Below are 10091 nucleotides of genomic sequence, written 5' to 3' on the forward strand. Positions count from 1 at the left end.
ATCTCGAAAACATGGCTACAAAAGAAGACCTCAAAGCCATGGCTACAAAGCAAGATCTCGAAAACATGGCTACAAAAGAAGACCTCAAAGCCATGGCTACAAAGCAAGACTTGAAAATGATCCAACAAGCTGTACTTGAAACGAATGAAATCGTCAAAAATATTGAAGCAAATCAGAAAAGACAAGAGCGTATTTTAGATGTACTTTCTAAACGTTCAATTGAACATGAAGCCCAAATTATTGATTTGCGTTGTGTAAAATGAATGAGGGCGAGTTACTTCGCCCTTTTTTCAATCGCTTCGTAAATATTTTTTAATCTTAGGTTTCCTTCGTCGACGATCTCACCATCAATGACAACAACAGGATAAAACAAGTCTTCGTCAATGACTTTTTGCGCAAATTGACGTTTTTCTTTATCTTCTGGTGGCGAAAAGATATCAACATAAACGAACTTAAATGAATGGTTCGGATATTTGCGCGAAACAGCAGCTTGAAGCCATTCATACGTATCTTTTGATGATGGTGCACCGACACAAGAAGGACAAATGATATCCGCCCCATATACACATATTTCAATCACATTCATTCTCTCCCCTGGAAAAAAGTTAAATCACGTAAATAGATTTTTTTCATCATGATGATTATAATAAAATTAATGAAAGGAGTCGATGAAAATGGCAGATCAAGATATTAAACAACAAGTGCAAGAAGTATTAGATAAACTTCGTCCATTTTTGCTTCGCGACGGCGGAGATTGTGAGTTAGTTGATGTGGAAGATGGCGTTGTTAAACTTCGTCTTCTCGGTGCATGCGGAAGCTGCCCAAGCTCAACAATTACACTAAAAGCCGGCATTGAGCGCGCATTGCTTGAAGAAGTTCCTGGCGTTGTTGAAGTTGAACAAGTGTTCTAATAAAAAAGGGTGTCCCAAAAATGATTGGGCACCCTTTTTATTTTTCTAACGCCATCCTATATACGCAGCTACCTGTCGTCTCTACGGATAGCATGCGAACATCGCAATGTGGAAAAGCTACTTGTAACGAAGCATATACTTCTTTTCCCCTACCTTGTTCTGCAAAACAGAGCACCGTCGGACCAGCGCCACTTAGCGCAACACCAAACGCTCCATTCCGCTTCGCTACTGTGCGCACATGTCGCAATTCAGGAACGAGACTTTCCCGATATGGTTGATGAAATACATCTGCATCCATCATTTCACCAACAAGCGACCAGTTTTGCGTTAACAACGCTGCTACGAGCACGTTACTAATAGCGCTTGCCTCCACTGCCTGCGCACGCATAAATACACCCGGAAGAACGGTACGAGATTTTTTCGTTTCCAATTCATATGTTGGAATGACAGCAATTAAATCAAGCGGTATGTGCGGAATATACACAACATGTGTACGTTCTTCTAAATGACTGCCAATAACTAATCCCCCGTACAAAGAGGCACCAACATTATCAGGATGACCTTCATACAAACTAGCTACCCGCATTTTTTCCTCTTTGGACAAACCGAGACGTCCAAGCTCATTTGCTAATTCAATAGCGGCTACAATCGCTGCGGCACTACTGCCAAGCCCACGAGTAAACGGAATATCGCTTGAAACAAATACGTGACAAGACGGCAACGTCACACCATACTCGCTCGCTAATTTGCTTGCTACTTGATAAATTAAATTGTTTTCCCCTGTTGGAATGCTTTTTACTTCATTTGTTTTCGGTATAAATCCCCACGATTCTGCACGCACGACTTCCAACGTTAAATGTAACGATACAGCTAATCCGATCGAGTCAAAGCCAGGACCGAGATTGGCTGTGCTGCCCGGCACGACAATCTTTAACATCTCCCCATCATTCATTGAAGAACAGCTCCTTGAATATGTGCAAACACTGCTTCTTCATCATTTGGCAAAACGATCGGCTGTATATTCGTTGCTTCCATCGCGACATTCGGATCTTTCAATCCATTTCCTGTAAGCACCGCAACAACACGGCTTCCTTTTGCAATTTCCCCACTTTCTACTTGTTTCATCACACCCGCAACAGATGCACACGAAGCGGGCTCTGCAAAAATTCCTTCTTCGCGTGCAAGTAAGCGATATGCATTTAAAATTTGTTCGTCCGTCACTTCATCAATTTTTCCGCCCGATTCGTTGGCGGCTTGAACAGCATATTCCCAACTCGCTGGGTTACCAATTCGAATCGCCGTCGCAATCGTCTCAGGATTTTCGATCACTTCATTGCGTACAATCGCTGCTGCCCCTTCCGCTTCAAACCCGCGCATTTCTGGTAGCTTCGTCCCATGCTTTTCATGAAACTGCTTAAATCCTTTCCAATATGCTGTAATATTCCCCGCGTTTCCTACTGGAATTGCAAGAATATCAGGCGCTTGCCCAAGTTGCTCACAAATTTCAAACGCTGCTGTTTTTTGTCCTTCAATTCGATATGGATTAACGGAATTGACAAGCGTGACAGGCGCCACCTCGCTCAAACGGCGCACCATTTTTAATGCATGATCAAAGTTTCCTTGAATTGCAACAATTTCCGCCCCATACATGACCGCTTGCGCCAACTTCCCAAGCGCAATTTTCCCATCTGGAATGACGATAATGCAACGCATATTTGCGCGAGCAGCATATGCCGCTGCCGCTGCAGACGTATTGCCTGTCGAAGCACAAATGATTGTATCGCTTCCTTCTTCCTTTGCCTTAGCCACAGCCATGACCATTCCACGATCTTTAAATGATCCTGTCGGGTTCGCTCCCTCTGTTTTGACGTATAACTCCACACCGAGCCTTTCCGACAAATGAATAAGCGGAATAAGTGGCGTATTTCCTTCATTTAACGATAACATCGGCGTCTTGTCTGTAATTGGCAAATAGTCACGATAATGATGCAGCAATCCCCTCCACATTACAACACACCTTCCCCTTCTACGCGGTACGAACTTTTCACTTCTTCAACAACTTCTAAATCACGCAACTGCTGCAATACATCACGATAATCTTTTAAAGATGCTTGATGTGTAACGAGCACGATTTCAGCTAAGTCTTTTTGTTTTAAAGGGAGTTGTAAAATTTTCTCAAAACTCACTCCCCGTTCTGAAAAGAGCGATGTAATTTTCGCAAACGCCCCAACTTGATCTTTCACATGAATGCGTAAGAAATATTTAGAGTATATTTCGCTATCGTCTTTCAAACACTTGGCATATTGCGGGGTGACTGCACTTCTTCCGTTCACACCGAGGCGCATATTTTTCATCACCGCAACTAAATCGGACACAACAGACGTTGCTGTCGGCAAGCTTCCTGCCCCCGGACCGTAAAACATCGTCTCTCCAACTGCTTCACCGTAAACGTAAACTGCATTATATTCATCGTTCACAGACGCAAGTGGATGCGTTTCAGGTAGCAATGTTGGTTGCACGCTCACTTCTACTTTGTCACCGTCTCGATGGGCAATACCAATTAATTTCATCGTATAGCCAAGTCGTTTACTGTAGTTTAAGTCTTCCTCTGTAATCCCTGTAATTCCTTTTACATACACATCTTGTAAATCGACATGCATTGAAAAGCCGAGCCGAGCTAAAATTGCCATTTTCCGTGCCGCATCTAATCCTTCCACATCCGCTGTCGGATCCGCTTCAGCATATCCAAGCGCTTGCGCCTCCGCCAATACTTCTTCATATGGTCGATTGAATTTGCTCATTTTTGTTAAAATGTAATTCGTTGTTCCGTTCACAATCCCCATCATTTTCGTAATTCGGTCGGAAGCTAATCCGTCCACGAGGCTACGCAAAATCGGAATACCTCCAGCTACGCTTGCCTCATAAAATAAATCGCAACCGTGCTCCGATGCAACCGAAAGCAACTCTGTTCCGTATAACGCCATTAAATCTTTATTCGCTGTAACGACGTGCTTTCCATTTTTTAATGCTTGTAATATATATTGCCGCGTTTCTTCAATGCCCCCCATTACTTCAATAACAACGTCAATGTCCGGGTCATTAATCACTTCTTCTACATGTGTTGTTAATACTGCCTCTGGCAAAATGACATCCCGTTTTTTGCTGAGATCACGAACTGCAATCTTTTTTATTTCAATAGGACAGCCAATTTGATGCATTAATTTATCTTGATGGTTTTTAATAATTTTAACTACTCCGCTGCCAACTGTTCCTAATCCTAACAATCCAACTGATACGCTTTTTACCATCTTCCTCACCTCTGTTTCTCTGGAATGAACATTCGTTTTTATATAGTAGACATTATAGAGGATCTCTATTTCTTTTACAATCCTTATTTTCATTATCGTACCATATGAAAACGTTTTATGTTTAAAAATTTTCTAAAAAAAACAAAAAAGAGCCTATTGGCTCTGTACAGGTGTATGAGGCTCCTTTCCTTCTAGCACAGCGATCACATTGCGACAACATAGTTCCATCATCTCGTACCGCGTTTCTTTCGTTGCGCTTCCGATATGCGGTAAAGCAACAACGTTTGGCAATTGTAAAAGCGGGTGATCCGAACGAATCGGCTCTTGTGCAAATACATCCAATCCCGCGGCAGCAATATGTCGGTTGATTAACGCATCATATAACGCTTCTTCGTCTACAACTGCCCCGCGTCCCGCGTTAATAAACATAGCTGATCGCTTCATTTTCATAAATGCCTCACGGTTAAATAATTGATACGTTTCGTTTGTTAACGGAGCTAAACAGACGACAAAGTCTGCTTGTTCTAGTAATTCATCAAACGAACAATACGTCGCGTCGAGCGCTCGTTCAGCTTCTATATTTCGCGAACGATTATAGTATAGAATGCGCATATGAAACCCTTTTGCTCGCTGCGCAACCGCTCGACCAATTTTACCCATTCCGACAATCCCAATTGTTTTATGGTGAACATCTGTCCCTGCAAGTAAAAGCGGGCTCCAACTTTTCCATTTCCCCTCTTTGACAAACTCTGCTGATTCAATGACCCTTCTTGCTGTGGCTAATAACAAAGCAAATGTTAAATCCGCCGTTGTTTCTGTCAACACATCCGGGGTGTTACAAACAATAATTCCTCGTTTTGTCGCTGCTTCTACATCAATATTGTCGTAACCGACAGCTACATTCGCAATAACACGAAGCCTCACACTTTGTTTCAACAACTCCTCATCAATGCGATCAGATAACATCGTAATTAATGCTTCTGCTCGGCTTGCTTCTTGAAGTAGCACATCGCGCGGTACGGCAAGATGCTCATGCGGCCACATGTTTACATCATATTTGTCGCATAACGGAGCAACAATATCGTCTGGTAGTTTTCTTGTAATAAATACATATGGTCTCCCCATATCTTTTCCCCCCTTTCGCACATCGTCCTCCGTTTCATTGTAACATATTTATAACCAATCAAGACGAGGAATGGAAACAGTAGTCATGTCATGAAAATGGCGAAGCTTTTGTTCATAAGTTCCCATCTCATCAAATACTTGTCGCAATTGCTGCTCATAGCCTTGTCTTATGTCCCCTTCTGTTCCATAATATTTTTCAACCGCTTGAAAATAATGAAGCGGAAAGAGCAAACGAGCATAAACCATTCGCCAAAAAAACTGGCTAAGTGGTTGCACCTGTTCGTACGTTCGCAAAAAATGGACAATCGTCTCATCTGATTGTTTCATAAGCCATTGCTTTCGAATCCATTCGGAAACATCGCGGCTTGCATGATCGAACACCCAATCCGTCGGTATTTTCCCCATCGCCCATGTTTCAGGAGCAAATTGTTCGTGACAAATCGTCGGTAGATCGCTACGCAACGGAACTTCATCTAACTGCGTATCCATGACATACTGAATCGCATTTTCAGCCAATCCGACATAATACGGAAACGTTTCAATAAACTGTTCGTCTATTTTACTCTTTTCATAAGATCTTACTTGCAATTGCCAAAATTGTTCTAATTGATCAATCCGTTGTCCCCATAGTTCTCCCCATCGCCCGAATCGACTACGCGATGAAACCGCATACGGATATGTGCGTCCACGCTGATGAAATAATGCGAGCTGGTGTGCAATATCACCCGTTTGCATCCGATTTTCAATTTTCCATACACTCACTTGTTTTCCTTGTAGCATACCAACAAACCGCCCCGTTTTCGTTGGTAGCAACGTGGCAATCGTTTCGTCACCTTGTGCTCGCATATACATCGCCATGTAATATAATTGTTGCATATCGCTTTCTTTTTCATTTGTTGGCACCACTATATATATGTCATTTCCACTTCGAACAAAAAAACGATCTCCTACTGACTCCATATGATCAACTTGAAAATAATAATCCATGCACATCCCTCCTTCTTTCATGTATATGTTTAAAAAATACGTATAAACTTCATATGAGAGAAGAAATGAACGCACGTTTCATAAAAACAGCACATACATTGTAAAAAATAAAAAATGAAATAGGTGAAGTTGGATGGAGGAAAAAAAGATAGGAAAGACGGAGAAAATTGCACGACAATGGCTTGCGGATCGCGGGGTAACAATCGAACATATTGCTGAGCTTGTTTATTATTTACAATCGAAATATCATCCGAACTTACAAATGGACGAGTGTATTTATAACGTGAATCGGGTGATCGCGAAACGCGAAGTGCAAAATGCATTATTTACAGGCATCCAGCTCGATATGTTGGCAGAGAAAGGGTTACTACAAGAGCCGCTTCAATCATTTATCGCAAAGGATGAAGGACTATATGGAGTAGATGAAATTTTAGCTCTTTCGATCGTCAACGTGTACGGTTCCATTGGTTTTACGAATTACGGTTATATTGACAAACAAAAACCAGGTATTTTAAAAAAATTAAATGATAAATCTTCTGGTTACTGTCATACATTTTTAGATGATATCGTTGGGGCGATTGCCGCTGCCGCTTCAAGCCGTTTAGCACATCGCGCGGCCCACGTTGAATAAGCAAAAAAGGTGCCTGCACTAGGCACCTTTTATATGCGATCCGTCCATTCTTTTAACGAATCAACGACATACGTTGGTCGTCGCTCATACGTTTGTAGCATTTCTTTCGTCGTCACACCTGTATGAACGAGAAGCGTATCGATCCCCGCATTCATTCCCGCCATAATATCCGTATCGTAGTTATCCCCGATCATTAACGTTTCTTCTTTCGGCACACCGAGCACTTCAAGCGCTTGCTCCATAATAATTTTTTCTGGTTTACCAATAAAAATCGGCTTCGTCTGTGTCGACACAGCAACGACCGACGTAAGCGAACCGTTTCCAGGTAAAAGTCCGCGCTCCGTCGGAATCGCAATGTCCCCATTTGTCGAAATAAACAGCGCCCCGTTGCGAACAGCTAAGCAGGCAATCGCCAATTTTTCATAGTTAATGCTACGGTCAATGCCCATGACAACGACGTCGGCATTTTCATTCGCAAAAGTAAACCCTTTTTCTTCAAGCGCTCGGCGAATACCATCCTCTCCGATAACATAAACTGAGGCATTTGGCTTTTTCTCATAAATATAATTTGCTGTTGCTTGACTTGTCGTGAATACTTGATCTTTCGTAGCAGGGATGCCAAATTTCTGTAGCTTTTCAGCCACTTGTTCTGGCGTGCGGGAAGAGTTATTCGTTACAAATAAGTACGGAATGCCTTTTTCATAAAGACGATGCACGAAAGCGCATGCCTCTTCAATTCGTTCTGTCCCACGATACATCGTACCATCTAAATCAATTAAATATCCTTTGTATGTTTTCACCTTTGCCACTCCTTTTGACAACTTGCACGTTCACACTTTAACGCAAAACAACTGTACTTGTCAAAAAGAGCGCAGCGAATGTCAACGATTGTTCATTTTTTTCGCTTAATATGGTAACGACACGCATCATCCCCATCTGCTAAACACGTCCTCGGCACAATTTCCGCCTCGTGAATGAGCGTTTCAAACAAATTTCGTTCGCACTCACAAGCAATCGGATACGCTTGCGCCACTTCAGCAATGGGGCAGTTATGTTGTACTAACTCAAATGAGCCGTCATCGTGTTGTAGCAACTCCGACATATATCCATGCTCGTTTTGTACCGCAACAAGCTCTTTTATTTTCTCATCAAACAATTTATCACCAAACTTTTGTTCGTATAGCTTTTTCAACCGCTCTTGCCGATTTTGGAACAACTCTGCTACAATTTGTTTTCCACCCATTTGTTCTAAATCGGCTAAAAAATCTAGCATTGTTTGCTGATAATGGCGGGGAAACCGCTGATGTCCTTTGATGCTTAATTGATAGACGTTTGTTGGTCTTCCCATCGGTTGACGAACAAGCGTCGATTCAATCAGTTCTTCGCGTTCTAGTGCACTTAAATGACGGCGCACAGCCATTTCTGTAATTTGTAATTGTTCCGCCATTTCACTGACAGTTAACCGCTTTTGTACTTTTAACATTTTCAAAATTTGCTCTTTTGTGGAAGAGGTTTTTTTTCGCATCACTTTTCACCCTCTTCCATTTTACACGATTTTCCCTATACGCACAATTTTTAAACATTTTCGTTTAAAAAGGCGGACACAGGGCCAAGTTCATTGTGTAAATACGTACGAATGGCGCGCGGAAATGACTCGAGTACTTGTTTATGTTTCCGCAATACTTCAAACAATTCGTCATGCGGCACAGCGATGTATTGTTGAACGAGCTTTTTACGAAAATGAATGACCCGTTTTAATACTTCTCCATCTTCAACTGACAGGACACGTTCATCGACTAAAATGTCAATAATGTCCTCATAACTTCCCGGGTCGCGCATAATAAAACCGTCAATCATTGCGTTGCCAACGTCAATAATTGATTCGATAATCACATGCCCTATACGTTCAAGCGCCAACTTCTCGATCGGTGTATGAAACGATGGTTGTATATAAGAAACGACTTCCTCCATGTATTGCAACGTTTTCTCAATTTTTTGACGATCAACAAAATACATCATTCATCTCCCTTTCTACTTTTTACTTTATTGTAGCATAGCGCTTTCTTTTACACATCTAACCGAAATTTGTTAAGATGAAGAAGCAAACAAAAACATATGGAGGTTGAAGTATGGAGCGTTTCTTTTTATATGATGATACAGTCGACACAAAAACACGTTTTGTCAGCTTCGTCGGCAAAAATGATCGATTTGATTTAGCGATCGTTCAAACGGACCGTTTTTATGGAAAAGTGCTTGTGCTTGATTTACAAAGTAACCGATACGCAATCATCGGCTCAGATGACTTGCAAGAATCTGGATATATTGAGTACGTATACAACTTAAACGAAGAAGATGCACACGAGTTGCGAAGCTTTTTACATGAAATTGTCGGTTAAGTGGCACGCTATGTAAAAAACGAAAGGAAGGGTTCACATGACCGATGAAACATATCATGATTTCTCAACGGTAGAAGCAAGGAAAAATTTTCTCGTTCCAGAGACATTGCCTGAAGGTCCATATGGTGCGCCACGCGGTGAACATGAACCGGTACAAAATAAAAGTACGCCATGGCAGAAAGGACAGCGATATTACAGCGCATTTAATTATGAGTATAAATCGCTTCACCAAAACATTCCTCGCCAAGATCCAGGGGCACATCCGGTTCACGATGATCCAGACAAAAACGGACAACAACCGTATTCATGAAAAATAGGTCAGGCGTTCTGACCTATTTTTTTACTTTACGCAATACAAAGTAAGCACAACCAAAATTACAATATTCAAACAAATATTCCGATAATGTACTTATTTTTGTATCATACGTCGCTTTTGGATTATAATCATCAAAAAAGCCACGAAGGCGAAGCTGATTATATCCCCAATCGCCAACAATGTAATCATATTTATTTAAAATGTCTGTATAGCGAGCACGAAATGCTTCTTCATTAAAGCCGTTGCGCACATTTTCTACAAGCTCGTAACATGTATTATGAATGCAAATCATCGTTCTCACCTCTTCTTTCCATTTCTATCATAAAACATGTCTTTCTCCCAAGCAATCACCATTATAACGCTTGTTTGAGTCAAGACTTTGTGGGAGATTTTTTTCTCGACCGATTTTTTTGGTTA

General features: G+C 41.6%; 14 protein-coding genes and 1 pseudogene. 5 read left to right on the forward strand and 10 right to left on the reverse strand.

The features are described from left to right. Nucleotides 1-263 (forward strand): annotated as a pseudogene (locus tag ACYQY7_RS12430) (hypothetical protein); the annotation flags it as partial. An 11-nt stretch (nt 264-274) separates the two neighbouring features. Here the strand turns inward: ACYQY7_RS12430 and ACYQY7_RS12435 are convergent. Next, nucleotides 275-580 (reverse strand): YuzD family protein, encoded by a 306-nt coding sequence (locus ACYQY7_RS12435; RefSeq protein WP_461202489.1) that lies wholly within the window; start codon nt 578-580, stop codon nt 275-277. Nucleotides 581-674: 94 nt separating this feature from the next. Between ACYQY7_RS12435 and ACYQY7_RS12440 the strand changes: the two genes are divergently transcribed. After that, complete coding sequence (locus ACYQY7_RS12440; RefSeq protein WP_003398276.1) at nt 675-911, forward strand: NifU family protein; 237 nt, start codon at nt 675-677, stop codon at nt 909-911. A 37-nt stretch (nt 912-948) separates the two neighbouring features. Here ACYQY7_RS12440 and thrB read toward each other — a convergent pair whose 3' ends face one another. The 5 genes from thrB to yutH form a co-directional block, all read right to left on the reverse strand. Further along, entirely contained in the window at nt 949-1863 is a 915-nt protein-coding gene (thrB, locus tag ACYQY7_RS12445) for a homoserine kinase (RefSeq protein ID WP_461202491.1), read from the reverse strand. Further along, nucleotides 1860-2918 (reverse strand): threonine synthase, encoded by a 1059-nt coding sequence (thrC, locus tag ACYQY7_RS12450; protein ID WP_461202494.1) that lies wholly within the window; start codon nt 2916-2918, stop codon nt 1860-1862. Before thrC ends, thrB begins: the two co-directional genes overlap by 4 nt. After that, complete coding sequence (locus tag ACYQY7_RS12455; protein ID WP_461202496.1) at nt 2918-4219, reverse strand: homoserine dehydrogenase; 1302 nt, start codon at nt 4217-4219, stop codon at nt 2918-2920. The genes thrC and ACYQY7_RS12455 overlap by 1 nt, the downstream gene beginning before the upstream one ends. A gap of 153 nt (nt 4220-4372) precedes the next feature. Then, nucleotides 4373-5344 carry a 2-hydroxyacid dehydrogenase gene (locus ACYQY7_RS12460; RefSeq protein WP_461202498.1) on the reverse strand — a complete coding sequence of 324 codons (972 nt, stop codon included), beginning with the start codon at nt 5342-5344 and terminating at the stop codon, nt 4373-4375. 48 nt (nt 5345-5392) lie between these two features. Next, complete coding sequence (gene yutH, locus ACYQY7_RS12465) at nt 5393-6331, reverse strand: spore coat putative kinase YutH (RefSeq protein WP_461202499.1); 939 nt, start codon at nt 6329-6331, stop codon at nt 5393-5395. Between the two features lie 133 nt (nt 6332-6464). Between yutH and ACYQY7_RS12470 the strand changes: the two genes are divergently transcribed. Next, nucleotides 6465-6962: a phosphatidylglycerophosphatase A family protein gene (locus tag ACYQY7_RS12470; RefSeq protein WP_461202500.1), complete on the forward strand. Its 498-nt coding sequence runs from the start codon at nt 6465-6467 to the stop codon at nt 6960-6962. Between the two features lie 29 nt (nt 6963-6991). Here ACYQY7_RS12470 and ACYQY7_RS12475 read toward each other — a convergent pair whose 3' ends face one another. The 3 genes from ACYQY7_RS12475 to ACYQY7_RS12485 all read right to left on the reverse strand — a co-directional run bounded on the left by ACYQY7_RS12475 (nt 6992) and on the right by ACYQY7_RS12485 (nt 8978). Further along, a complete protein-coding gene (locus ACYQY7_RS12475) occupies nt 6992-7762 on the reverse strand; it encodes a TIGR01457 family HAD-type hydrolase (RefSeq protein ID WP_461202502.1) in 771 nt (256 codons plus the stop codon). Nucleotides 7763-7854: 92 nt separating this feature from the next. After that, nucleotides 7855-8487: a helix-turn-helix transcriptional regulator gene (locus ACYQY7_RS12480; protein ID WP_461202504.1), complete on the reverse strand. Its 633-nt coding sequence runs from the start codon at nt 8485-8487 to the stop codon at nt 7855-7857. A gap of 50 nt (nt 8488-8537) precedes the next feature. Continuing rightward, on the reverse strand, nt 8538-8978 hold the full coding sequence (locus tag ACYQY7_RS12485; RefSeq protein ID WP_461202506.1) for a DUF86 domain-containing protein: 441 nt from the start codon (nt 8976-8978) through the stop codon (nt 8538-8540). A 113-nt stretch (nt 8979-9091) separates the two neighbouring features. On the opposite strand from ACYQY7_RS12485, the gene ACYQY7_RS12490 reads away from it, so the two are divergent. Both ACYQY7_RS12490 and ACYQY7_RS12495 read left to right on the forward strand, forming a co-directional pair. Beyond that, nucleotides 9092-9358 (forward strand): DUF3055 domain-containing protein, encoded by a 267-nt coding sequence (locus ACYQY7_RS12490; RefSeq protein WP_461202508.1) that lies wholly within the window; start codon nt 9092-9094, stop codon nt 9356-9358. Between the two features lie 37 nt (nt 9359-9395). Next, nucleotides 9396-9668 (forward strand): cytosolic protein, encoded by a 273-nt coding sequence (locus tag ACYQY7_RS12495; RefSeq protein ID WP_461202510.1) that lies wholly within the window; start codon nt 9396-9398, stop codon nt 9666-9668. A 22-nt stretch (nt 9669-9690) separates the two neighbouring features. Here the strand turns inward: ACYQY7_RS12495 and ACYQY7_RS12500 are convergent, their stop codons facing one another. Then, nucleotides 9691-9966, reverse strand: a complete 276-nt coding sequence (locus tag ACYQY7_RS12500; protein WP_461202512.1) for a YutD family protein — start codon at nt 9964-9966, stop codon at nt 9691-9693. Nucleotides 9967-10091: the final 125 nt, after the last annotated feature.

The sequence above is a fragment of the Anoxybacillus sp. TBDG-1 genome (assembly GCF_054815885.1).